The sequence below is a fragment of the Pantoea sp. Fr-CA_6 genome (genome assembly GCF_024520895.1).
Taxonomy (GTDB): domain Bacteria; phylum Pseudomonadota; class Gammaproteobacteria; order Enterobacterales; family Enterobacteriaceae; genus Pantoea; species Pantoea agglomerans.
This window is the reverse complement of record NZ_JALNPO010000001.1, coordinates 409,716-434,038: the sequence shown is the minus strand read 5'-3', so window position 1 is coordinate 434,038 and position 24,323 is coordinate 409,716. Positions and strand designations below refer to the sequence as shown.

At 54.4% G+C, this 24,323-nt stretch carries 24 protein-coding genes, 1 other RNA gene and 1 other annotated feature; of the genes, 17 read left to right on the top strand and 8 right to left on the bottom strand.

Annotated elements, in window-relative coordinates; translation table 11 throughout:
- Nucleotide 1: 1 nt before the first annotated feature.
- Together kduI and hxpB are read right to left on the bottom strand one after the other, a co-directional pair.
- Nucleotides 2-838, bottom strand: a complete 837-nt coding sequence (gene kduI / locus NR201_RS02080; RefSeq protein ID WP_010245701.1) for a 5-dehydro-4-deoxy-D-glucuronate isomerase — start codon at nt 836-838, stop codon at nt 2-4.
- A 173-nt stretch (nt 839-1,011) separates the two neighbouring features.
- Nucleotides 1,012-1,680, bottom strand: a complete 669-nt coding sequence (hxpB, locus tag NR201_RS02075) for a hexitol phosphatase HxpB (protein ID WP_256849319.1) — start codon at nt 1,678-1,680, stop codon at nt 1,012-1,014.
- A 146-nt stretch (nt 1,681-1,826) separates the two neighbouring features.
- Here hxpB and NR201_RS02070 point away from each other — a divergent pair, with 146 nt between their 5' ends.
- Complete coding sequence (locus tag NR201_RS02070; protein WP_010245694.1) at nt 1,827-2,363, top strand: YniB family protein; 537 nt, start codon at nt 1,827-1,829, stop codon at nt 2,361-2,363.
- A 12-nt stretch (nt 2,364-2,375) separates the two neighbouring features.
- On the opposite strand, the gene NR201_RS02065 is transcribed toward NR201_RS02070, so the two are convergent.
- Nucleotides 2,376-3,269 carry a fructosamine kinase family protein gene (locus NR201_RS02065; RefSeq protein WP_256849318.1) on the bottom strand — a complete coding sequence of 298 codons (894 nt, stop codon included), beginning with the start codon at nt 3,267-3,269 and terminating at the stop codon, nt 2,376-2,378.
- A 78-nt stretch (nt 3,270-3,347) separates the two neighbouring features.
- Complete coding sequence (ghoS, locus tag NR201_RS02060) at nt 3,348-3,665, bottom strand: type V toxin-antitoxin system endoribonuclease antitoxin GhoS (RefSeq protein WP_256844158.1); 318 nt, start codon at nt 3,663-3,665, stop codon at nt 3,348-3,350.
- 350 nt (nt 3,666-4,015) lie between these two features.
- On the opposite strand from ghoS, the gene NR201_RS02055 reads away from it, so the two are divergent.
- From NR201_RS02055 to NR201_RS01985, 15 genes are all read left to right on the top strand, one after another.
- Entirely contained in the window at nt 4,016-4,777 is a 762-nt protein-coding gene (locus NR201_RS02055; protein WP_010245689.1) for a YdiY family protein, read from the top strand.
- A gap of 246 nt (nt 4,778-5,023) precedes the next feature.
- Complete coding sequence (gene thrS, locus NR201_RS02050; protein ID WP_010245687.1) at nt 5,024-6,952, top strand: threonine--tRNA ligase; 1,929 nt, start codon at nt 5,024-5,026, stop codon at nt 6,950-6,952.
- A gap of 3 nt (nt 6,953-6,955) precedes the next feature.
- On the top strand, nt 6,956-7,507 hold the full coding sequence (gene infC / locus NR201_RS02045) for a translation initiation factor IF-3 (RefSeq protein ID WP_029519030.1): 552 nt from the start codon (nt 6,956-6,958) through the stop codon (nt 7,505-7,507).
- 99 nt (nt 7,508-7,606) lie between these two features.
- Nucleotides 7,607-7,804, top strand: a complete 198-nt coding sequence (gene rpmI / locus NR201_RS02040) for a 50S ribosomal protein L35 (RefSeq protein WP_010245683.1) — start codon at nt 7,607-7,609, stop codon at nt 7,802-7,804.
- A 42-nt stretch (nt 7,805-7,846) separates the two neighbouring features.
- Nucleotides 7,847-8,203 (top strand): 50S ribosomal protein L20, encoded by a 357-nt coding sequence (gene rplT, locus NR201_RS02035; protein ID WP_003853267.1) that lies wholly within the window; start codon nt 7,847-7,849, stop codon nt 8,201-8,203.
- A gap of 117 nt (nt 8,204-8,320) precedes the next feature.
- Nucleotides 8,321-8,446 (top strand) — a sequence feature (Phe leader region).
- Nucleotides 8,326-8,370 (top strand): pheST operon leader peptide PheM, encoded by a 45-nt coding sequence (gene pheM / locus NR201_RS02030; RefSeq protein ID WP_106120997.1) that lies wholly within the window; start codon nt 8,326-8,328, stop codon nt 8,368-8,370. (Overlaps the previous feature by 45 nt.)
- 71 nt (nt 8,447-8,517) lie before the next feature.
- On the top strand, nt 8,518-9,501 hold the full coding sequence (pheS, locus tag NR201_RS02025; RefSeq protein ID WP_010245680.1) for a phenylalanine--tRNA ligase subunit alpha: 984 nt from the start codon (nt 8,518-8,520) through the stop codon (nt 9,499-9,501).
- Nucleotides 9,502-9,515: 14 nt separating this feature from the next.
- Nucleotides 9,516-11,903, top strand: coding sequence for a phenylalanine--tRNA ligase subunit beta (gene pheT / locus NR201_RS02020; RefSeq protein ID WP_010245678.1), 2,388 nt, complete (start codon nt 9,516-9,518; stop codon nt 11,901-11,903).
- Between the two features lie 4 nt (nt 11,904-11,907).
- Complete coding sequence (ihfA, locus tag NR201_RS02015; RefSeq protein WP_003853259.1) at nt 11,908-12,210, top strand: integration host factor subunit alpha; 303 nt, start codon at nt 11,908-11,910, stop codon at nt 12,208-12,210.
- A gap of 179 nt (nt 12,211-12,389) precedes the next feature.
- Nucleotides 12,390-13,373 (top strand): vitamin B12 ABC transporter permease BtuC, encoded by a 984-nt coding sequence (gene btuC / locus NR201_RS02010; RefSeq protein ID WP_163637133.1) that lies wholly within the window; start codon nt 12,390-12,392, stop codon nt 13,371-13,373.
- Nucleotides 13,374-13,423: 50 nt separating this feature from the next.
- On the top strand, nt 13,424-13,969 hold the full coding sequence (locus NR201_RS02005) for a glutathione peroxidase (RefSeq protein ID WP_010670029.1): 546 nt from the start codon (nt 13,424-13,426) through the stop codon (nt 13,967-13,969).
- Nucleotides 13,970-14,719: a vitamin B12 ABC transporter ATP-binding protein BtuD gene (btuD, locus tag NR201_RS02000; RefSeq protein ID WP_256849317.1), complete on the top strand. Its 750-nt coding sequence runs from the start codon at nt 13,970-13,972 to the stop codon at nt 14,717-14,719.
- 68 nt (nt 14,720-14,787) lie between these two features.
- Nucleotides 14,788-15,246 carry a C40 family peptidase gene (locus tag NR201_RS01995; RefSeq protein WP_010245666.1) on the top strand — a complete coding sequence of 153 codons (459 nt, stop codon included), beginning with the start codon at nt 14,788-14,790 and terminating at the stop codon, nt 15,244-15,246.
- A 295-nt stretch (nt 15,247-15,541) separates the two neighbouring features.
- Nucleotides 15,542-16,288 carry an EAL domain-containing protein gene (locus NR201_RS01990; protein WP_033757480.1) on the top strand — a complete coding sequence of 249 codons (747 nt, stop codon included), beginning with the start codon at nt 15,542-15,544 and terminating at the stop codon, nt 16,286-16,288.
- Nucleotides 16,289-16,368: 80 nt separating this feature from the next.
- Nucleotides 16,369-17,820 (top strand): YdiU family protein, encoded by a 1,452-nt coding sequence (locus tag NR201_RS01985; RefSeq protein WP_256849316.1) that lies wholly within the window; start codon nt 16,369-16,371, stop codon nt 17,818-17,820.
- A 7-nt stretch (nt 17,821-17,827) separates the two neighbouring features.
- On the opposite strand, the gene NR201_RS01980 is transcribed toward NR201_RS01985, so the two are convergent.
- Nucleotides 17,828-18,874, bottom strand: a complete 1,047-nt coding sequence (locus tag NR201_RS01980; RefSeq protein ID WP_064704418.1) for a 3-deoxy-7-phosphoheptulonate synthase — start codon at nt 18,872-18,874, stop codon at nt 17,828-17,830.
- A 151-nt stretch (nt 18,875-19,025) separates the two neighbouring features.
- On the bottom strand, nt 19,026-19,853 hold the full coding sequence (locus tag NR201_RS01975) for a pyruvate, water dikinase regulatory protein (RefSeq protein ID WP_010245652.1): 828 nt from the start codon (nt 19,851-19,853) through the stop codon (nt 19,026-19,028).
- Between the two features lie 437 nt (nt 19,854-20,290).
- On the opposite strand from NR201_RS01975, the gene ppsA reads away from it, so the two are divergent.
- The gene (gene ppsA / locus NR201_RS01970; protein WP_256849315.1) at nt 20,291-22,675 is read left to right on the top strand and encodes a phosphoenolpyruvate synthase; all 2,385 of its coding nucleotides are present in this window, start codon (nt 20,291-20,293) and stop codon (nt 22,673-22,675) included.
- A gap of 69 nt (nt 22,676-22,744) precedes the next feature.
- Here the strand turns inward: ppsA and rprA are convergent.
- Nucleotides 22,745-22,852, bottom strand: an RNA gene (rprA, locus tag NR201_RS01965) — antisense sRNA RprA.
- 292 nt (nt 22,853-23,144) lie between these two features.
- A complete protein-coding gene (gene ydiK, locus NR201_RS01960; protein ID WP_010670033.1) occupies nt 23,145-24,263 on the bottom strand; it encodes an AI-2E family transporter YdiK in 1,119 nt (372 codons plus the stop codon).
- Nucleotides 24,264-24,323: the final 60 nt, after the last annotated feature.

Genomic DNA, 24,323 nt, shown 5'->3' with positions numbered 1-24,323 from the left:
CTCAGCGCAGTTCACTGATTTTGACGTGGTCCATGTCATCAAAGACCTGATTCTCACCCACCATGCCCCAGATAAAGGTGTAACGCTGGGTGCCGACACCGGCGTGAATTGACCAGCTGGGTGAGATCACCGCCTGCTCGTTGTGTACCAGCAGATGGCGGGTTTGCTGCGGTTGCCCCATCATGTGGAAGACGGCGCACTCTTCGCTCATATCGAAGTAGAAATAGACTTCCATGCGGCGTTCGTGGGTGTGGCAGGGCATGGTGTTCCACAGGCTGCCTTCATCCAGTTTGGTTAAGCCCATGGTGAGCTGGCAGGTGGGCAACACATCCGGCACGATAAATTTGTTAATGGTGCGGCGATTGGAGGTCGCGGCATCACCCAGCGTCGCGGTGGCCGCTTCCTGCAGCGTGATCTTCTTGTCCGGGAAGGTGCTGTGTGCTGGCGCACTGTTGTAATAGAATTTGGCCGGCTGTGCCGGGTTCAGGCTGCGGAACAGCAGGTTGCGCGCACCTTTGCCGATGTAAAGTGCCTCTTCGTGACCGATTTCCCACGCTTTACCGTCAACTTCTACCAGACCCGGGCCGCCAATATTGATCATACCCAGCTCGCGGCGTTCAAGAAAATAAGCGACGCCCAGCTGTTTTCCCATCTCATCACCGATAGTGACCGGATTATTCACCGGCATGACGCCGCCAATAATGATGCGGTCGATATGGCTGTAGGTCAGGGTGTAATCATCGGCAGTAAATATCTTCTCAATCAGGAACTCGCGGCGCAGTGCTTCAGTGTCGAGTTGCTTAGCGTGATCGCTGTGAATGCTTTGACGAACGTCCATCTCAGGCCTCTCTGCAGGTCAGGTTATTCATGCCCCAAACGGGGACGCTTTTGGCATCTTAGGCAGAGCGGGATGGGAATTCAATAAAAATGAAACGTTGTTTTATTTTTTGCGGGTCAGATCAAGTGACAGGTGCAACAGGCAATAAAAAGCCCGCCATAAGCGGGCTGTTATTATCCCTGCAGATGCTGCAGGCTAAGCTGGGTCAGATTGTCCAGCCGGACATCCGCCAGCGTCCAGCGGGGATCGTCACGGTGTTCGGCGGCGGGCACCACAATCGATCGCATACGCGCTGCTTTGGTGGCGATCATGCCGTTAAACGAATCTTCCAGCGTGACGCAGTTGAGCGGATCGATCGCAAGGCTGGCGGCGGCATTGAGATAGACCTGCGGATGGGGCTTGCTGTAGGGCAGCGCTTCTGCTGAAGCCAGCACATCGAAATAAGGGCGCAGATTGAAGATCTCCAGCACCTGTTCCAGCATCTTTAGCGGTGATGCTGAGGCAAGGCCGATTTTCAGCCCCTGTTCCCGGCACAGTTGCAGCGCCGTTTCCACGCCCGGCAGCAGTGGCCGCGTCTGATCCACCAGCGTCATGGCGCGCGTAATAATCCGCTCAGTGACCTCCTGCTGAGAGGGGCCATGCCACGGCAGCGTTTCGTACCACATCCGTACAGTCTGATCGATGCGCAGACCCAGGGTATCGGGCATTTCACTGCGACGTGACATGTCAACATCCAGCGTTGAAAAGATATCCAGCTCAGCCTGATCCCACAGAGGCTCAGAATCGATCAGTAAGCCATCCATATCAAACAGGGCGGCAAGGACAGGGCGGTGATAAGGCATCAGGGGGTCTCCTTTTAAAGTCAGCTTTACCTTAACATCATTCTTTGCTGGCGCACGCTCTGCCCGACAGGCCACGCTTTATTTGGGAAATTTCACCGTTGGCAGGTAAACTGACGGCAAATTGGATTCCGGGTTCAGGAGATATTATGACCTATCAACAGGCTGGCCGTATCGCCATCCTCAAGCGAGTGGCAGGCTGGGTGCTCTTTTTAGTGGCGCTGCTGTCGACCATTATTTCTGTATTGAGCTTTATGTTTAAGCACAGCGAAAAGCAGCCAGGCATTGATGCCGTCATGCTCGATTTCGTCCACGTCATTGTCGATATGCTGCGCTTTAATACGCCATTCCTGAATGTCTTCTGGCATAACTCGCCGGTACCGGAATTTAACGGTCAGATGAACCTGGGTTTCTGGCTGATCTATATTCTGATTTTTGTCGGGCTGGCGCTGGAGTCGTCAGGCGCGCGGATGGGACGTCAGGCGCGTCACGTCAAAGAAGGCATTGAGGATCAGATGATTCTGGAGCAGGCAAAAGGCAGTGAAGGGCGTAGCCGTCAGCAACTGGAAGAGAAGGTGCGCGTACCTCGCCACACCATCTTCCTGCAGATCTTCCCGCTCTATGTCCTGCCGGTGGTGATTGCGATAGCCGGTTATTTTGCGCTGTCGCTGCTGGGCTTTATCTGACCGCGATCTTTGTCAGGCCGGTCTGGCCTGACTGGCGCCCAGCGCATCCTCATCCAGCAACTGGCCAATGGCGAACTGTGCATCGCCTGGCCAGTGCCCGCCAAAGACGTTAGCCCGGTTGAGCAGATAGTAGAGCTGGTAGACCGGCAGACGCTGCGAAAAACCATCCGGTAGCGGCCACACCGATTGATAACCGTCGTAAATCTGGCGAGGCAGGTCAGGGTACCAGCTCAGCATGGCTAAATCGCACTCACGGTCGCCCCAGTAGCAGGCAGGGTCGAACAGCCAGGGGCCACTCTCACTGCTGGCGCAGTTAGCCGGCCAGAGATCGCCATGCAGCAGCGACGGCTGCGGATGATGTGACGCGAGCACCCGCTGCACGCAGGCAACGATCAGCTCTGTATCCCCGTACTGAATTCCCTTTTCTGCCGCCAGTTGCAGCTGCCAGCCAATGCGCTGTTCAGCAAAAAAAACCGACCAGCGGCGCAGCCAGCTGTTGGGTTGGGGCGTCGTGGTGATGTTATTGTCGAAATCGAGGCCGAACTGCGTCTGCTCGCTCCACTGATGCAGATGCGCCAGTTGCTGACCGAGCTGATATGCACTCTGCTCATCAAGCGGCTGTGGCCTGATATATTCCAGCAGCAGAAAGCTCTCCTCGCGATGATGACCCACACCATAGACTTTAGGCACCCGAACCGTGCCGGTGCGCGCCAGCAAATCCAGCTGGTCTGCTTCCCAGGTAAAGAGCGACAGCATCTCGCGGCTGTTACTTTTGACGAAGACGTCGTGATCACCGTAGCGGATCTGCCAGGTGGGATGGATATCACCCCCCGCGAGGGCGTGACGGTGAGTGATTTCGGCGTTGCCTAACTGCTCGCTTAACAGACGACTAATGGCTGACCACATTGGGCTATCCTCGTTATTCGCTGCGTAAGTTCGATTGTATTGCGTAAATATTCACCAAAAACCGCGCAATTGCACCCTTTATTCTGGCCCTGAGGTGGCAGGGCGATGATCGGCAGCATCGCGCAGATACTCTTCGAAGGTCGTGACGGTCACCTCGGGTTCCTGACCCAGCGCGCTTTCACCGGCCGCAGTGACCTGCTGCCGCAGCTCCTCAGCCTCCAGCGTGCTGACGATGCCATAGCTGTTCGTACCGAGTTCATGCGGATGGCCGTCGTCATCTGTCATCGTGGTCGTGAAACCTGCGGCGGTCATTGCGCTGGTCAGCTCCAGGATGTCACTTAAGCCCGACTCCTGATAGTGAAAGGTCACGATATAGCGGGTTAAGGTGTTACTCATGAGGCACCTCCGGGGAAGGAAAACTGAACTGAGCGTAGACCATGGTGAAAAATCAGGCGAATTATGAAGGAGATGCTGCGTGTGTGACGTGATGCATAGCGTAAATTCGTGTCAGGAGCCAGCAGCATAACGTAAAAATCTTCTGCCGTTGCGTCTGGCTTTTCGTTTGGGCAGCACTATAATGCGCGACGTTAATAAGATGAGTCCCAATTAACAGGGGTTGTCAGGGCGATTCCAGGCATTTTGTGTAAGTTAATAATTTTTTACAAAACTTACCGTAAATTGCATTGAATGCCCGGCAAAACGCTTCAGACTCTCCGTTTTTTAAACAGTCGCACGGATCACATTTAATGAAAGCCTATAACAAGCTGTCTGCTGTTCTTTTGCTCTCCGCCGGAGCTTTTTGTCACCAGGCAATGGCCGATAACGCCGTATTTACGTCAATGGATGACCCTTCAACAGCTAAAAAGCCGTTTGAAGGTTCTGCTGCTGCGGGATATCTGGCGCAAACCGGTAACACCACCAGTTCATCAATGACGGCTCAGACCAATATGACCTGGTATCAGTCATCTATGGCTTACAGCTTGTGGGGTAACGCAGCCAACACCTCGTCAAATGATGAGCGCTCTTCTGAAACTTACAACATCGGTGGTCGTTCACGTTACAACCTCAACTCGTATGACTACCTGTTTGGACAGGCGAGCTGGTTAAGCGATCGTTTCAATGGTTACGATTCACGCGACGTGCTGACAGCCGGTTACGGTCGTCAGATTCTGAATGGACCGGTGCACTCGCTGCGTGCGGAATTGGGTCCGGGTGTACGTTATGACGATTATCACGCGGGTGGTCATCAGACCAAAGCGCTGGGCTATGGCGCAGTCAGCTATCAGTGGCAGCTGACCGACACCACTAAATTTATTCAGGGCGTGTCAGTGCTGAGCAGCTTTGGAGAAGACACCACGGTGAACTCCGAAACCGGTCTGCAGGTGGCGATCAACAGCCACTTCGCGCTGAAGCTGGCTTACAACGTCAGCTGGAACAACAATCCGGCGGAATCTGCGCCTGATCGCACCGATACCAAAACCTCAATCATGCTCTCTTACGCAATGTAAGCGCATTTTTGCAGCAGCATTCACAGCGGCCTGACAGTGTGTCAGGCCGCTTTTTTTTGATTTCTCCAGGGCTTAGCGAAAAAGGCATGGGTTTTTCTCGCCGGGGAAAACTGCTATCATCAGCCCCGCACTGAAATCCTGGCGACATTCCGACAATGTGGGTCTGATATCACGCCAGGTCACTAATTTTACATTACGTTGCATGTAGGCTTTCGTGTGGCTTACCACTGCAAATAAGGATATGAAATGCCTGTAATTACGCTTCCTGATGGCAGCCAGCGCGTGTTTGACCGCCCTGTCAGTGTGATGGATATTGCGCTGGACATCGGTCCTGGTCTGGCGAAAGCCTGTATCGCTGGCCGTGTTAACGGTGAACTGGTTGATGCTGTTGATCCCATCACTGAAGATGCCGCCGTAGCGATCATTACCGCTAAAGATGAAGCGGGTCTGGAAATCATCCGTCACTCCTGTGCGCACCTGTTAGGGCATGCGATTAAACAGCTGTGGCCGGATACCAAAATGGCGATTGGCCCGGTCATTGATAACGGCTTCTATTATGATGTCGACATCGATCGTACCCTGACCCAGGAAGATATCGACCTGCTGGAAAAACGCATGCATCAGTTGGCTGAAACCAACTACGATGTGGTGAAAAAGAAGGTCAGCTGGCAGGAAGCTCGCGACGTCTTTGCGGCGCGCGGCGAAATTTACAAGACCACCATTCTTGATGAAAACATCAGCCATGACGATAAGCCTGGCCTGTATCATCACGAAGAATATGTCGACATGTGCCGCGGTCCGCACGTGCCGAACATGCGGTTCTGCCATCATTTTAAACTGCAGAAGATCTCCGGTGCCTACTGGCGCGGCGACAGCAACAACAAAATGCTGCAGCGTATTTATGGCACCGCATGGGCAGACAAAAAGCAGCTGGCAGCCTATCTGCAGCGTCTGGAAGAGGCGGCGAAGCGTGACCATCGTAAGATTGGTAAGCAGCTGGATCTCTACCACATGCAGGAAGAAGCACCAGGCATGGTCTTCTGGCATAATGACGGCTGGACCATCTTCCGCGAGCTGGAAGTGTTTGTCCGCAGCAAGTTAAAAGAGTACCAGTATCAGGAAGTTAAAGGTCCATTTATGATGGATCGCGTCCTGTGGGAAAAAACCGGGCACTGGGAAAACTATAAAGAAGCAATGTTCACCACCTCATCTGAGAACCGTGAATATTGCATCAAACCGATGAACTGTCCTGGGCATGTTCAGATCTTTAATCAGGGTCTGAAATCCTACCGTGACCTGCCGCTGCGTATGGCAGAGTTCGGCAGCTGTCACCGTAATGAACCCTCAGGCGCACTGCACGGCCTGATGCGTGTTCGTGGCTTTACCCAGGATGATGCACACGTCTTCTGTACTGAAGAGCAGGTGCGTGACGAAGTGAACAGCTGTATCCGCATGGTTTATGACATGTACAGCACCTTCGGTTTTGAAAAGATTGTGGTGAAGTTATCCACCCGTCCTGAGAAGCGCATCGGTACGGATGAGATGTGGGATCGTGCCGAGGAAGATCTGGCTGCGGCGCTGAACGAAAACAATATTGAGTTTGAGTTCCAGCCAGGCGAAGGCGCGTTCTACGGTCCTAAAATTGAGTTTACTTTGTACGATTGTCTTGATCGCGCCTGGCAGTGCGGAACAGTTCAGCTAGACTTCTCCCTGCCAAAACGCCTTGAAGCAACCTACGTGGGTGAAAACAATGATCGTCAGACGCCAGTGATGATTCACCGTGCGATTCTGGGGTCAATGGAGCGTTTCATCGGTATTCTGACCGAAGAATTCGCCGGTTTCTTCCCAACCTGGCTGGCACCGCTGCAAGTCGTGGTAATGAATATTACCGACGGACAAGCAGAATATGTTGAGTCTTTGACGCGTAAGCTGCAGAATGCTGGCATTCGTGTGAAGGCAGACTTGAGAAATGAGAAGATAGGCTTTAAAATCCGCGAGCACACATTACGTCGCGTCCCTTATATGTTGGTCTGCGGTGATAAAGAGGTGGAATCTGGCAAAGTTGCCGTTCGCACCCGCCGTGGTAAAGACCTTGGGTCGATGGATGTAGATGTGTTTGTTGAGAAACTTCAACAAGAGATTCGCAGCCGAAATCTTCAACAATTGGAGGAATAAAGTATTAAAGGCGGAAAACGAGTACTACCGACGCGTCCGAACAAAATCAACAGTGAAATCCGCGCAACTGAAGTGCGCTTAACAGGCATGGATGGCGAGCCGATTGGCATTGTCACATTACGCGAAGCTTTGGAAAAAGCCGAGGAAGCGGGCGGCGACTTAGTCGAAATCAGCCCGAATGCCGAACCGCCGGTCTGCCGCATCATGGATTACGGCAAGTTCCTCTATGAAAAAAGCAAATCTTCTAAGGAACAGAAGAAGAAGCAAAAAGTTATTCAGGTTAAGGAAATCAAATTCCGTCCTGGAACCGATGATGGCGACTATCAGGTCAAACTACGCAACCTGATTCGCTTTCTGGAAGAAGGCGATAAAGCCAAAATCACGCTGCGTTTCCGCGGTCGTGAGATGGCGCACCAGCAGATCGGTATGGAAGTGCTTAACCGCGTCCGTAAAGACCTGTGTGAAGATCTGGATTTGGCCATTGTCGAATCCTTCCCTTCGAAGATCGAAGGCCGCCAGATGATCATGGTGCTCGCTCCTAAGAAGAAACAGTAGGCTTTCAAGTAACACTAACCGCGCAGCGTTCGCGCTGTGCGGTTAACTGTTCGCCTGTCTGGGTCATGTTATTAACAATGCGAAGTGGATATTTTTAAAATGCCAAAGATTAAAACTGTACGTGGTGCGGCTAAGCGTTTCCGCAAGACCGCTTCTGGCGGCTTCAAGCGTAAACACGCAAACCTGCGTCATATTCTGACCAAAAAATCTACTAAGCGTAAACGTCACCTGCGCCCTAAAGGCATGGTGTCAAAAGGCGATCTGGGTCTGGTAATTGCCTGCCTGCCGTACGCATAAGTAATTTTTTCATTAAATCAGAATATTAAACAGGAGAGCTAAATGGCTCGTGTAAAACGTGGTGTAGTTGCTCGCGCACGTCACAAAAAAATCTTAAAACAAGCTAAAGGCTATTACGGTGCACGTTCACGTGTTTACCGCGTTGCCTTCCAGGCTGTTATCAAAGCTGGTCAGTATGCTTACCGTGACCGTCGTCAACGTAAGCGTCAGTTCCGTCAGCTGTGGATCGCGCGTATCAACGCAGCGGCTCGTCAGAACGGCATGTCTTACAGCCGTTTCATCAATGGTCTGAAAAAAGCAGCCATTGAGATTGACCGTAAGATCCTGGCCGACATCGCGGTATTCGATAAAGTGGCATTCTCTGCACTGGTCGAAAAAGCGAAATCAGCCCTGGCGTAAGTCAGATGGAAAAGGGAGCTTGCTCCCTTTTTTATTGCCTGTAACTTATGCAAAAGATTGACATTTTCGTCGCTGAGCATTTCAATAGACCCCCTGTATCGCATGACAAGGTAACCGCAAGCATGAACGCTGCTATTTTCCGTTTCTTTTTTTACTTTAGCGCCTGACATCCAGGGGCTTTTGCGCATAAGAAAAGAAACGAAAAATCGCGCTAAAAGCCTCCCTCGTGGAGGCTTTTTTGTTTCTGGCGCTAGCATATTGGACCGGCAGGTCCCAACGAGAACTGACCAGCCTGACTGGAAAAAGAGGAAACTATGTCCCAACTCGCAGAACTGGTGGCCAGCGCCACGGCGGCCATCGACGGGGCGACGGATATCGCCGCCCTTGACGCGGTGCGCGTCGAATACCTGGGTAAGAAAGGACATCTGACACTGCAGATGACTACGTTACGCGAGCTGCCAGCCGAAGAGCGCCCGGCAGCGGGTGCGGTAATCAATGAAGCGAAGCAGCAGGTGACTGAGCGTCTGAATGCGCGCAAAGATGCCCTGGAAGCTGCGGTGCTGAATGCCCGTCTGGCTGAAGAGACCATTGATGTCTCTCTGCCTGGTCGTCGCATTGAGAATGGCGGCCTGCATCCGGTGACCCGCACCATGGATCGCATTGAGACCTTCTTTGGTGAGTTAGGCTTTGGCGTCGTAACCGGTCCAGAAATTGAAGATGATTATCATAACTTCGATGCGCTGAATATTCCTGCCCATCACCCGGCCCGTGCCGATCACGACACCTTCTGGTTTGACGCCACGCGCCTGCTGCGTACCCAGACGTCCGGCGTGCAGATCCGTACCATGAAGGCTCAGCAGCCGCCGATTCGCATTATTGCGCCGGGCCGCGTCTACCGTAACGATTACGATCAGACCCATACCCCGATGTTCCATCAGATGGAAGGGCTGATTGTGGATAAAAATATCAGCTTTACCAACCTGAAAGGCACGCTGCACGATTTCCTGAACAACTTCTTCGAAGAAGATCTGCAGATTCGTTTCCGTCCTTCCTATTTCCCGTTTACTGAGCCATCAGCAGAAGTAGACGTCATGGGTAAAAACGGCAAGTGGCTGGAAGTGCTGGGTTGCGGCATGGTTCACCCTAACGTGCTGCGTAATGTCGGCATCGATCCGGAAGTCTACTCCGGTTTCGCCTTTGGTATGGGCATGGAGCGTCTGACCATGTTGCGCTACGGCGTGACCGATCTGCGTGCCTTCTTTGAAAATGATTTACGTTTCCTCAAACAATTTAAGTAAGGGCAGGATATCCAATGAAATTCAGTGAACTCTGGTTACGCGAATGGGTAAATCCAGCCCTGGACAGCGCTGCGCTGTCTGAACAAATCACTATGGCCGGTCTGGAAGTTGACGGCGTTGATCCGGTTGCCGGTGCGTTCCACGGCGTCGTGGTCGGGGAAGTGGTGGAGTGCGGCCAGCACCCGAATGCAGACAAGCTGCGTGTGACCAAAATCAATGTGGGCGGCGATCGCCTGCTGGATATCGTCTGTGGCGCGCCGAACTGCCGTCAGGGACTGAAAGTCGCGGTCGCCACCGTCGGAGCCGTGCTGCCAGGTGATTTCAAAATCAAAGCGGCCAAACTGCGTGGCGAGCCGTCTGAAGGCATGCTCTGCTCTTTCTCCGAGCTGGGGATTTCCGACGACCACAACGGCATCATCGAACTGCCAGCCGATGCGCCGATTGGCACCGACATCCGCACCTACCTGCAGCTTGATGACAACACCATCGAAATCAGCGTCACGCCTAACCGCGCTGACTGTCTGGGTCTGATCGGTATCGCCCGTGATGTCGCCGTCCTCAACGGTTTGCCACTGAACGTGCCGGAGATGCAGCCGGTCGCTGCGACGCTGAACGACACTTTCCCGATTCAGGTTGACGCGACAGAAGCCTGTCCACGCTATCTGGGCCGTGTAGTAAAAGGGATTAACGTAAAGGCGTCAACGCCATTGTGGATGAAAGAGAAGCTGCGTCGTTGTGGTATTCGTTCTATCGATCCGGTGGTGGATATCACTAACTACGTTCTGCTGGAGCTGGGTCAGCCGATGCACGCCTTCGATCTCGACCGCATCGACGGCGGTATCGTGGTGCGTATGGCGAAAGAAGGCGAAAAGCTGACGCTGCTGGATGGCACTGAAGCCAGCCTGCAGAGTGATACCTTAGTGATCGCCGATCATCAGAAAGCGCTGGCGATGGCCGGTATCTTTGGTGGCGAACATTCGGGCGTGAACGGCGAAACGCAGAATATCCTGTTCGAGTGCGCTTACTTTGATCCGCTCTCTATTACCGGCCGCGCCCGTCGTCATGGTCTGCATACCGACGCGTCACATCGCTACGAGCGTGGTGTTGACCCGGCGCTGCAACACACCGCACTGGAGCGTGCTACCCAGCTGCTGCTGTCAATCTGCGGCGGTGAAGCGGGCCCGATCATCGATCAGACTCATCAGGCAGCCCTGCCTGTGCCAGCGACGATCACGCTGCGTCGTGAAAAGCTGGACCGTCTGATTGGCCACGTGATCGCGGATGAGCAGGTGACTGACATTCTGACGCGCCTCGGCTGTGAAGTGACCGTGGGTGAAGGGCAGTGGCAGGCCGTCGCCCCGAGCTGGCGCTTCGATATGGCGATTGAAGAAGATCTGGTTGAAGAAGTGGCCCGTATTTACGGCTACAACAACATTCCGGATGTGCCGGTACAGGCGGGTCTGGTGATGACTCAGCATCGCGAAGCGAATCTGTCGCTGAAGCGCGCGAAAAACCTGCTGGTGGACAAGGGCTATCAGGAAGCGATTACCTATAGTTTCGTCGATCCGAAAATTCAGCAGTTGCTGCACCCGGGTGAGGAGGCGCTGTTGCTGCCGAGCCCAATCTCCAGCGATATGTCGACCATGCGTCTCTCACTCTGGACCGGCCTGCTCAGCGCGGTAGTCTACAACCAGAACCGTCAGCAGAGCCGCGTGCGCCTGTTTGAGAGCGGCTTACGCTTTGTGCCGGATACCCAGGCAGATTTGGGCATCCGTCAGGATCTTATGCTGGCTGGCGTCATCAGCGGTAACCGCGTTGAAGAGCACTGGGATCTGGCGCGTCAGACAGTTGACTTCTATGATTTGAAAGGTGATTTAGAATCGCTGCTCGATTTAACCGGCAAACTGGATGACATCAGCTTCCGTGCTGAAGCGAATCCGGCGTTGCATCCAGGACAGAGCGCGGCGATTTATTTGCATGATGAACATATCGGATTTATCGGCGTGGTTCATCCTGAGCTGGAACGTAAGCTTGATCTCAATGGCCGCACCTTAGTCTTTGAACTGCTTTGGAATAAGGTCGCAGACCGCGTCCTGCCTGACGCGCGCGAGATTTCTCGCTTCCCGGCGAACCGTCGTGATATTGCCGTTGTGGTGGCTGAAAACGTCCCCGCAGCAGATATCATCGCGGAGTGTAAGAAAGTTGGCGTAAATCAGGTAGTTGGCGTAAACTTGTTTGACGTGTACCGCGGTAAGGGCGTTTCTGAGGGCTACAAGAGCCTCGCAATCAGCCTGATTTTGCAGGATACCAGCCGGACACTCGAAGAAGAGGAGATTGCCGCGACCGTTGGCAAATGCGTTGCGGCATTAAAAGAGCGATTCCAGGCAACCTTGAGGGATTGAACCTATGGCGCTTACAAAAGCTGAGATGTCAGAGTACCTGTTTGAGAAACTCGGGCTGAGCAAACGCGATGCCAAAGAGTTAGTAGAGCTGTTTTTCGAAGAGGTACGTCGCGCTTTGGAGAATGGAGAACAGGTAAAACTGTCTGGGTTTGGTAATTTTGACCTGCGTGACAAAAACCAGCGTCCTGGCAGAAACCCGAAAACGGGTGAAGATATTCCGATTACTGCGCGTCGCGTAGTAACGTTCCGCCCAGGACAGAAGCTGAAAAGCCGCGTAGAGAACGCTACACCCAAAGAGACTGACTGAATTTCAGCGTTTCAAAAAGGCCGCGCAAGCGGCCTTTTTTCATGGTTTCAGTACGCAGCAATCCCGCTTCCCACGCCCGTTAATCTCCCTGGCGGCAAAGAGCAAACCGCCTCATCTGCCTTTCTTTTTTCTGCAATCCCTCTACAATCAAATCTCTGTTTTCTCAGCTAATCCCGCTTATGTCTCTGCTCGACCAGCTCGCGCGCCAGGCCGACCAGCGCGGCCAGAAATGGCTTATTGTGTTAGCACTTACGCTCTCTGCACTGCTCTGTCTCAGCCTGTGTGCCGGTGACAGCTGGATCGCGCCCTCAGACTGGTTCACGGAAAGCGGCAGGCTTTTTGTCTGGCAGTTGCGGCTGCCCCGCAGCCTGGCGGTGGTGCTGGTCGGAGCATCGCTGGCGGTATGCGGTGTCGTAATGCAGGCGCTGTTTACAAATCCGCTGGCGGAGCCCGGCCTGCTCGGCGTCTCGAACGGTGCCGGTATTGGCCTGGTGCTCGGCGTGCTGCTGGGCAGCGGCTCGCTGTGGAGCCTTGGGCTGGCGGCGATGGCCGGTGCACTGATAATTACGCTCATCCTGCTGCATTTTGCCCATCGTCAGCTCTCAGTCACCCGGCTGTTGCTTACCGGCGTAGCGCTGGGGATTATCTGTAGTGCCATCATGACCTGGGCGGTCTACTTCAGTACCAGCCTCGATCTGCGTCAGTTGATGTACTGGATGATGGGCGGATTCAGCGGGATTGACTGGCGCTATGGCTGGATGATGCTGGCGCTGCTGCCGGTGATGCTGGCCCTGGGGGCGACCGGGCAGATTCTTAATCTGCTGGCGCTGGGCGAGACATCCGCCCGCCAGCTCGGACTGTCTCTCTTCTACTGGCGTAACCTGCTGGTGCTCGCCATGGGCTGGCTGGTCGGCATCAGTGTTGCGATGGCCGGTGCTATTGGCTTTGTCGGACTGGTGATCCCGCATCTGCTGCGTATGAGCGGCATCAGCGATCACCGTTATCTGCTGCCGGCATCGGCGCTGGCTGGCGCCGGTGTATTACTGACAGCCGATATTGTGGCACGCCTGGCGCTGACGTCGGCGGAATTACCGATAGGCGTCGTGACGGCGACACTGGGCGCGCCGCTGTTTATTATTTTACTGGTGAAATCTTCACGCTAGCTTCGGCTGGCGACTCTGCATCCACAACAGCATCCACAACAGGAAACAGCATGAACATTTATCAAACTGAACTGGTTACGCTCGATGGGGAAAAAACCACGCTGTCACAATGGCAGGGCAAGGTACTGCTGGTGGTCAATGTTGCCTCGAAATGTGGTCTGACGCCGCAATATGAAGAGCTGGAGAACCTGCAGAAAGCCTGGCAGGATCAGGGCTTCAGCGTACTCGGTTTTCCCTGCAACCAGTTTCTGGAGCAGGAGCCGGGCAGCAGTGAGGAGATTAAAACCTTCTGCAGCACCACGTATGGCGTCACGTTCCCGATGTTTGCCAAAACCGAGGTGAATGGCGCAGGCCGTCATCCGCTCTATGCTCAGCTGATCGCTGCCCGACCTGACGCGGTGCGCCCGGAAGGCAGCGGCTTTTACGAGCGTATGGAGAGCAAAGGACGCGCGCCGAAAGAGCAGGGCGACATTCTGTGGAACTTCGAAAAATTCCTTATTGGCCGTGACGGCAGCGTGATCCAGCGTTTTGCACCTGACATGACGCCGGAAGATCCGATCATTCTGGAAACCATTAAGCAGGCGCTGGCAAAATAGATGCTGTTGCGCCTGCAACAGGCCGCCGTCCCCGGACGGCTGCTGCCACTGACCGGTGAGCTTGCCGCCGGTCAGCTGCTGCACGTGGCAGGCCCGAACGGTGCAGGCAAAAGCACCTTACTCAGTGTGATTGCGGGACTGCAACCCGCCTCCGGCACGGTGCTGCTGGACGAACAGCCGCTGAGTGACTGGAATGGCGCAGCGATGGCCCGGGTTCGCGGCTGGCTGCCTCAGCAGCAGGCACCGCTGAGTCAGATGCCGGTCTGGCACTATTTGCGTCTGCATCTGAAACAGGCGGGGGGGCAGACAGACGATCGTCTCAGCACGCTGCTGAAACGGCTTCAGCTGCAGGATAAGTTATCGCGTTCACTGACCCGGCTCTCCGGTGGTGAATGGCAGCGCGTCAGGCTGGCGGCGGTCTGTATGCAGATTGATCCCCACATCAATCCACACGGGCGGCTGCTGATCCTTGATGAGCCCATGACCGCGCTGGATATCGCCCAGCAAAAAGCGGTGGACGATCTGATTGCCGACCTGTGCGCGGCGGGCATCAGCGTTATCGCCAGCAGTCACGACCTCAACCACAGCCTGCAACAGGCGGATCGGGTCTGGCTGATGGATCAGGGAGCGTTGATAGCCCAGGGTGAACCGGCAGAGGTTCTGACGCCGCAGCGCCTGACACCGCTCTACCAGATTGCTTTCCGGCAGCTTGAACTCGAAGGACGCACGCTGCTGACCGTATTGCCCTGACACTTGCTACCCTGCGGGCTTTACCGCTACATTAAGCCGGTTGCAACTTCTGATAAGGACATTTGGCGATGCGCCTGGGTTTGCTGATTTTAGTTCTGCTGCTGACGGGATGCAGTCATCACGCTCCGCCGATTAATGGCCGTCTTTCCGATTCGATCACCGTGATTGCGGAACTGAACGATCAGCTCGGTAACTGGCGTGGGACGCCTTATCGCTATGGCGGCATGAGTCGTAACGGGGTTGACTGCTCCGGCTTTGTCTATCTGACTTTCCGCGATAAATTTGCGCTGCAACTGCCGCGCACCACCTCAGCTCAAAGCGATATCGGCACCCGAATCAGCAAAGACGAGCTGCTGCCAGGCGATCTGGTCTTCTTCAAAACCGGTCGCGGGGAGAATGGCCTGCATGTTGGCATTTATGACACCGATAATGCTTTTATTCATGCCTCAACCAGCCAGGGCGTCATCCGCTCCTCGCTCGACAATGTCTACTGGCGAAAAGTGTTCTGGCAGGCGCGTCGTATTTAAACGCAGGTCCGGGGAATCAGACTTAAGTCCAATTTTAAATAGAGTTAAAACAGAGAGTAAAAGGTTTATTTTAAATGACAGTTATTGAGCGTGGGTTTTAATAAACATAATAAACGCTTATTTAATTCCACTAATAACCGCTGTTTTATCGCTACTATTTGGCTTAAGGGTGATCGCCTGCTGCCAAACGGCAATGGAAGAGTAAAGAAGTTCGTCTCTTCAATGATTTGGCACTATTGCCTGCGCCTGACCATTACTATACGATATCCCCATCGCCGCATATTCTGGCATTAAAATGAAAATTCATCTTTCGGCCGACTATCAGTCGGAAATCTGGTTTTATCCTGTCTGTGATGTTAATGGGCGACTGACCGCTGTCGAGCTGGTCACGCAGTTTGTGCATGAAAGTGCCCCCATCACCCTGCCGCAGGATCTGTTGCTGCCGCAGCTCGATGAGTCGCAGCAGCTGCGCCTGCTGCAAAGTCAGATTGGATTGCTGGAGCAGAATCGCGGCTTTTTTGAAGCGCATTCCGTGTCAGCATTTATACGTATTGATGAAGGCATGGCCCGGACGCTGCTGGCCAGCGAATTAGTGATGCGCAAAATAAAGCAGTTGCCATTCATTCTGTTGAATATCACTGAAACGTTTCCGCAACTAAAACTGGGAAAAAATAATCCCCTGCTGGCAAGCCTGCATGCTGAGTTTAATTTAGCGATTTCTCATTTCGGCGCGGGTAAGACCCCCTCTAATGCGGTCTACGATAATTTATTCAGCTGCATCTGCCTGGACAAAGAGTTTATTCATTCGCTGGCAAAGCGCGCTTCATTCGTGCCATTTATTCAGAGCATTATCGATAATTTCCGCGCCCATTGTGACCGGCTCATTATTTGTGGCATTGATGACGACGTGCTGCTGGATAAAGTCAGCCAGCTGAGCGGTGCCGAGTTTCAGGGTGCGCTCTTCCCGGTGGTAAAATCTGACGCGCTGCATTCACTGATCTGCGCCGACGATCGTGTGCCATCCGCGCAGCATCCCGGCTGATACTTCCTGTTAATCCCCGCTATCAGCGTTACACTAGAGGACTAACCTTAAGTAACGCTGAGCATCGCATGGGAGAAACAATGTCCTCAGGCAAGGCCTCTTTCGACAACACCTGGTTCCGTGAACTTACCGGGTGTTACACCGCGCTGAACCCCACGCCACTGGCAGGCGGACGCCTGCTGTATCATAACGCACCGCTTGCAGCCTCAATGGGGCTGGATAGCGCGCTCTTTGCCGATAAGGGTCATGCCGTCTGGCACGGTGCCGCACTGCTGCCCGGCATGCAGCCGCTGGCGCAGGTCTACAGCGGCCATCAGTTTGGCGTCTGGGCGGGCCAGCTTGGCGACGGGCGCGGCATTCTGCTGGGTGAGCAGCGTCTGGAGGATGGCAGCAAGCTGGACTGGCATCTCAAGGGCGCAGGCCTGACGCCTTATTCCCGCATGGGGGATGGTCGTGCCGTGATCCGTTCCAGCGTGCGTGAGTTTCTCGCCTCGGAAGCGCTGCATCATCTGGGCATTCCCACTACGCGTGCGCTGACGCTGTCGATAGGTGATGAGCCGGTCTACCGCGAAACAACAGAGCGTGGCGCGATGCTGATGCGCATTTCCCCAAGTCATCTGCGTTTCGGTCATTTCGAGCATTTCTTTTACAGCCAGCAGCAGGAGAAAGTGCAGCAACTGGCCGACTACGCCATTCGCCATCACTGGCCGCATCTGGACGCTGAAGCAGACCGCTATCAACAGTGGTTTACCGACATTGTGTTACGCACTGCGCGTCTGATTGCGCTGTGGCAGAGCGTGGGCTTTGCTCATGGAGTGATGAACACGGACAACATGTCGATTCTGGGTCTGACCATCGACTATGGCCCCTTTGGTTTTCTGGATGATTATCAGCCTGACTTCATCTGTAATCACAGCGACTATCAGGGGCGCTACAGCTTTGAAAATCAGCCAATGATCGGCATGTGGAATCTTAACCGGCTGGCACATGCGCTGTCGGGTCTGCTGACCACCGAGCAGTTGCGGACGGCACTGAGCGCCTACGAACCTGAACTGATGCGGGTCTGGGGCGAACGGATGCGGGCGAAACTCGGTCTGCTGACGCAGCAGAGCAGCGATAATGAGATTCTGACCGATCTGCTGGCACTGATGACGCAGGAGCATAGCGATTACACCCTGACGTTCGGCCTGCTCAGTGAGACGCAACAGGCTGACAGCCGTTCACCGCTGCGGGATGAGTTTATCGATCGTGAGGCGTTTGATAGCTGGTATCAGCGCTACCGCAGCCGTCTGATGGATGAGCAGGTCAGCGATGCAGAACGTCAGGCCGTGATGAAGGCGGCCAATCCGGCGGTGATTCTGCGCAACTATCTGGCGCAGCAGGCGATTGAAGAGGCGGAGCGGGGAGAGCAGTGGGCGCTGGCACGTCTGCATCAGGCGTTACAGCAACCCTTTAGCGATCAGACAGCCGCTGAATATCGTCAGCGGCCGCCAGACTGGGGCAAAACCCTGGAAGTGAGCTGCTCCAGCTGATGCAGACTCAGAGGCGGTGAGAAACCGCCTCGGCCAGCAGGGCGAGCACCTTTTCGCTCTCCTGCCAGCCGAGGCAGGGATCGGTAATCGACTTGCCATAGACCAGCGGTTCGCCGCTGACGACTTTCTGATTGCCCTCTTCCAGGAAGCTTTCAATCATCACACCGGCAACGGCCTGCGATCCCGCTTTAATCTGTTCTGCCACCTCTGCCGCGACATCCATCTGACGACGATGCTGCTTCAGGCAGTTACCGTGACTGAAGTCGATCACCAGCTGCTGTGGCAGATTAAACGCCGACAGACTTTCGGCTGCGGCGGCGACATCACTGGCATGATAGTTAGGCTGTTTGCCGCCACGCAGGATCACATGACCATGCGGGTTGCCGCTGGTCTGATAGATAGTCATCTGGCCCAGCTTATCGGGCGAAAGGAACATGTGGCTGGCGCGCGCGGCGCGAATCGCATCCACGGCAATCTGTACGTTACCATCGGTGCCGTTTTTAAAGCCGACCGGGCAGGAGAGGGCCGATGCCATTTCGCGATGGATCTGGCTTTCGGTGGTGCGTGCGCCAATCGCGCCCCAGCTAATCAGATCGGCAATAAACTGGCCGATCACCATATCCAGGAATTCCGTGGCGGTAGGCAGGCCCAGCGCGTTGATATCAATCAGCAGCTGGCGGGCGATGCCTATGCCGCGGTTCACATCGTAGCTCCCATCCAGATCCGGATCGGAGATTAAGCCTTTCCAGCCCACTACGGTGCGCGGCTTTTCAAAGTAGGCACGCATCACAATCTCCAGCCGATCTTCATAGCGGCTGCGTAACGCGTTCAGACGCTCAGCATATTCCAGCGCCGCTTTCGGGTCGTGCAGCGAGCAGGGGCCAATCACCACCAGCAGGCGGGGATCTTCACCCGTCAGAATACGGGCAATACGTTTACGGGCAGCGGTGACATTGTCGGCAATTGCCGGAGAGACAGGATGCTCAGCCGCCAGGCTGGCGGGGGTAATCAGACTACCAATGCGTGCGGTACGCAGTTCGTCGGTTTTGTTCATGGGTTTCTCGAAAACGGTTCTTCGCAGCGGTGAAATACCGGGAAGTGATGGTGGTCACAATAAACCATTAGTCTGCGAATTCAACCCGGAATTTAATAATGAAATCAAAAGCGACGGCAGCGCCGCTTTACAGTTCAGCGCCGGTTACCCATCAGTACATGCGGCGAGTCAGGCCCATAATGTCGAGAATTTTGGTCGCAATCTCCTCCACGGAGTAGTTGGTGCTGTTGAGATAGCGGATCTGATGAGTGCGAAACAGCGCTTCCACTTCGCCCACCTCCAGCCGGCACTGACGCATCGAGGCGTAACGGGTATTTTCCGCCCGCTCCTGACGTATCGCAGCCAGCCGTTCCGGGTCGATGGTCAGCCCGAACAGTTTATTCTGATGCGCGCGCAGCGCGGGCGGGAGTTTAAGGTTATCCATATCGTCGGCAATGAATGGATAGTTGGCGGCGCGAATACCAAACTGCATTGCCAGATAGAGGCTGGTGGGGGTTTTGCCACAGCGCGAGACGCCTAACAGAATCACCTGCGCATCTTCCAGCCCGCGCAGCGAGATGCCGTCATCATGCGCCAGGGTGTAATCGATGGCCGCGATACGTGCGTCATATTTACCCAGGTTACTGGCATCCAGTCCATGGGTACGGTGTGCCACCGGCGCGGGCGATAACCCCAGCTCCTGCTGAAGCGGGGCGACCAGCGCCTGGACGATATCCTGACAAAAGCCGTCACTCTGTACGATGATGTCGCGCACTTCCGGCGTCACGATGGAGAAAAAGACCAGCGGCCGGACACCGCTCTGCTGATAGAGCGCGTTAATCTGGGCTTTAACCGCCAGCGCCCGCTGAACATTTTCCACAAACGGCAGCGTCAGGCTGGTGATATTGACCGGAAACTGCGACAGCACCGCATGACCCAGCACCTCAGCCGTAATGGCCGTACCATCGGAGATATAAAAAACGCTTCTGTCAGTTGTCATAACGAAATCAGCCTCAGACAAGAGTGAGCATTCAGCATGGGCCATGCGATTAAATAAATCATCTCTGATTTTAATTTCTGGAATGTCTGTCCGGATTATTTGTCTGTCGTTTCATTACGATACTAAAAATGAAAGGGTGGCTCGTTGAGCCAGCATTCTTTTTAATCCGTCGTTAAGCCGCAAATAGCCACGCAGTTGTTGCGCAACAAAACAGAATGCTTAAGTGGCTGAAAATCAGCCATTTCCTGTGGCATCAATCATTTAGAGAAAAAAGGCGACTTTGCGCAACAGCAAAATAATGCGCTCACAATTCCGAAACTGTGGCTGAAATTCTGCTTTAACGATTCAACAGATCGTTATTGAGAGGGTGATATGCCAGGCTGAAGACAGATTACTCCCTGTGTCCATTCATTGATAATTGATAAAGGATAAGCTCAATGTCCAGTAAAGGCGAACAGCCACTCGTGCTCTGGTATAACCAGCTTGGCATGCATGATGTTGACCGGGTGGGGGGCAAAAATGCCTCTCTGGGTGAAATGATTACTAATCTGTCGTCGCTGGGCGTTTCCGTGCCCAACGGTTTCGCGACCACATCCTACGCCTTTAACCTGTTCCTCGATCAAAGCGGGCTGAATCAGCGTATTTATGCGCTGCTGGATGAGACCGATATTGATGACGTTGATGCGCTGGCAAAAGCGGGTAAGCAGATTCGTCAGTGGGTCGTGGAGACACCGTTCCTGCCCGAGCTGGAGTCCGCCATTCTGGACGCCTATAAGCAGCTTTCTGCTGATGATGATGCCGCGTCGTTTGCCGTGCGCTCCTCTGCAACCGCAGAAGATATGCCTGACGCCTCTTTTGCCGGCCAGCAGGAAACCTTCCTGAATGTACAGGGCATCGACGCCGTCATGGTGGCGGTAAAGCATGTCTTCGCCTCGCTGTTTAATGACCGCGCTATCTCCTACCGTGTGCATCAGGGCTATGACCATCGTGGTGTTGCGCTCTCAGCGGGAATACAGCGCATGGTGCGTTCAGACCTGGCCGCCTCGGGTGTGATGTTCACCATTGATACCGAGTCCGGCTTTGATCAGGTGGTCTTTATCACCGCTGCACTGGGGCTGGGGGAAATGGTGGTGCAGGGTGCCGTTAACCCCGATGAGTTCTATGTGCACAAGCCAACCCTGGCAGCCGATCGTCCGTCGATTGTGCGCCGCAATATGGGCTCGAAAAAGGTTCGCATGGTCTATGCCGATTCCCAGGCGCATGGCGAGCAGGTGCGGATCGAAGATGTGCCTGAGGCCGAACGCGACCGTTTCTGCCTGAGCGATGAGGAAGTGCAGGCGCTGGCGAAGCAGGCGGTGCTGATTGAACAGCACTATCAGCGCCCGATGGATATTGAGTGGGCCAAAGATGGGCACACCGGCAAACTGTTTATTGTTCAGGCGCGCCCTGAAACCGTACGCTCAAATGGTCAGGTAATGGAGCGTTACACGCTGCAGGGGCAGAGCAGCGTCGTCGTGGAAGGTCGTGCTATCGGTCATCGTATTGGCGCAGGCGTGGTGAAGGTCATCCACGATATCAGCGAAATGAATCGCATTGAAAAAGGCGATGTGCTGGTGACCGACATGACCGACCCGGACTGGGAACCGATCATGAAAAAAGCATCAGCGATTGTGACTAACCGCGGCGGACGGACCTGTCATGCTGCGATCATCGCGCGTGAGCTGGGCATTCCGGCAGTGGTGGGCTGTGGTGACGCCACCGACCGGCTGAAAGAGGGGCATAACGTCACTGTTTCATGTGCCGAAGGTGATACCGGCTACGTCTATGATCAACTGCTCGATTTCGACGTCACCAGTTCGCAGGTCGATTCACTGCCTGAACTGCCGCTGAAGATCATGATGAACGTGGGCAACCCCGATCGCGCCTTTGATTTCGCCTGTCTGCCTAACGAAGGCGTGGGCCTGGCGCGGCTGGAATTTATCATTAACCGCATGATCGGCGTCCACCCTAAAGCGCTGCTGGAGTTTGACCAACAGACGCCGGAGCTGCAGCAGCAGATCCGTAAAATGATGAAAGGATTTGATGATCCGGTGGAGTTTTACATCGCTCGACTGACTGAAGGAATTGCCACGCTTGGCGCCGCTTTTGCGCCGAAACGCGTAATTGTCCGACTTTCTGACTTTAAAACCAATGAATATGCCAACCTGGTGGGTGGAGAACGCTACGAGCCGGAAGAGGAAAACCCGATGCTGGGATTCCGGGGTGCGGGTCGCTATGTCGCTGACAGCTTCCGGGACTGCTTTGCGCTGGAGTGCGAAGCGGTGAAACGTGTTCGCAACGAGATGGGCCTGACAAACGTCGAGATTATGGTTCCGTTTGTGCGCACCGTTGAGCAGGCGAAGGCTGTGGTGGAAGAGCTGGGGCGTCAGGGACTGAAGCGCGGCGAGAACGGGCTGAAGATCATTATGATGTGCGAGATCCCGTCCAATGCCCTGCTGGCGGATCAGTTCCTGGAGCACTTCGATGGCTTCTCTATTGGCTCAAACGACATGACTCAGCTGACGCTGGGGCTGGACCGCGACTCTGGCGTCGTCTCCGCGCTGTTTGACGAGCGTAACGAGGCCGTGAAGATGCTGCTTTCAATGGCCATAAGGGCCGCGAAGCAGAAGGGGAAATATGTCGGAATCTGCGGGCAGGGACCGTCAGACCATCAGGATTTCGCCGCATGGCTGATGGAAGAGGGCATCGACAGTCTGTCACTGAACCCGGACACGGTGGTGGAGACCTGGGTGAGTCTGGCGCAGTTAAATAAAACAGCCTGATACGGGTTGTTAGCACTCTTCAGGGCCCGCTATGCGGGCCTTTTCTGTTTATATCTGGTCAGATTCAGGCAAAAAAAAAGCCCATCACAGGGGATGGGCAAAGACTACACACAGCAATTCTTTACTCTACTCAGGGGAATGAGATTGTCTGAAAATCATCAGGTTGATTTCGAACATAGGAAACATGTTATTCATACGGCTGGCTGTCGTCTTTAAGAATCCTCTTATTAGTTTAAAGCCAATAATCTTTTGTGACCTTTACTTCGCCATTTGGCTTAAGAAACAGTGCAGAAAGTAATCTTTTTTGGCCCGAAAAGGTCACTTTCAGGCCAAAGGTGGCTTTTTTCTTAAAAATCGCTAATGGAAAACAGAATTTATCTGATCTGAGAGAAGGGGTGCGGTTAATCATCATTAACCGCACTAATCAATGCTTATGGGGGCTAGCGGCGCAGCGGGTTATTGCATCTCATCATACAGCAGGCGGGGTATCATCGTGATCCGCCAGGGCATCAGCCACGGCCAGTTGGTCACTATCCGGGGCAGGCGCTTCATGAACCCAGACGGAAACCAGACGGTAGGAGACCGCCAGAACCACCGGCCCGATAAACAGACCAATCATCCCGAACGCAAACAGTCCACCAATAACACCAGAAAGAATCAGGATCATTGGCAGATCGGCACCCATACGGATCAGCATCGGGCGCAGCACGTTATCCATCGTGCCGACCACACAGCTCCAGACCAGCAGCACCGTTCCCCATGTTGTATCTCCGCTCCAGTAGAGGTAGATAATGGCGGGAACCAGCACCAGTAGCGGGCCGAGCTGTACCAGACAGCAGAGGATCATCAGTACCGTCAACAGCGTGGCGTAAGGAATGCCGGAGATCGCCAGACCGATACCGCCCAGCACGCCCTGCACCAGCGCCGTCACTACTACGCCAAGCGCCACGGCACGAATGGACTGCGCCGCCAGCAGTACGGCGGCATCACCGCGCCGTCCCGCCATGCGGAAAGCAAAGTGACGAATGCCCTGGGCAGCCTGTTCGCCACGCCAGTAAAGCAGCACGCTGAACAGTAACATCACGCCCAGATGGATCATAAAGCGTCCGAAATGACCGGCCTGCGCGACGAAAAAACCGGTGGTACGGCCGATATAGGGCTGTATTTTCGCCATGACGCCGGCACCGCCGCTCGCCACCAGCGTGTCATAACTGACATAAAGCTTCTTGCCGACCATCGGGACATCGTTGAGCCATAACAGTCGCGGCATCATATGCCCCTGGGTAACCCAGGCAATCACCGGCGCGCTGTTATCAATCAGGCTGCTGACCAGCAGGGCGATAGGGATAATAAACAGCAGCAGCAGCAGCAGTGTCATCACGATCACCGCCAGGGAACGGCGTCCCCATAACAGTCGCTGGAATTTCAGCATCAATGGCCAGGTGGCAATCACCACCATGCTGGCCCAGGCAAAGCCCAGAATAAACGGCTGCACGACCCATAAACAGGCGACAATCAGCAGCAGAATGAACATCAGGGTGAAGAGTATTTGCGGTAAATCCATATCCCGGTACTGGCTTTTCATCATTGACTCATAACCTCGTCTTAATCCTTCATTTTCAGGCATTCGGATGCCCGTTTTTATCAT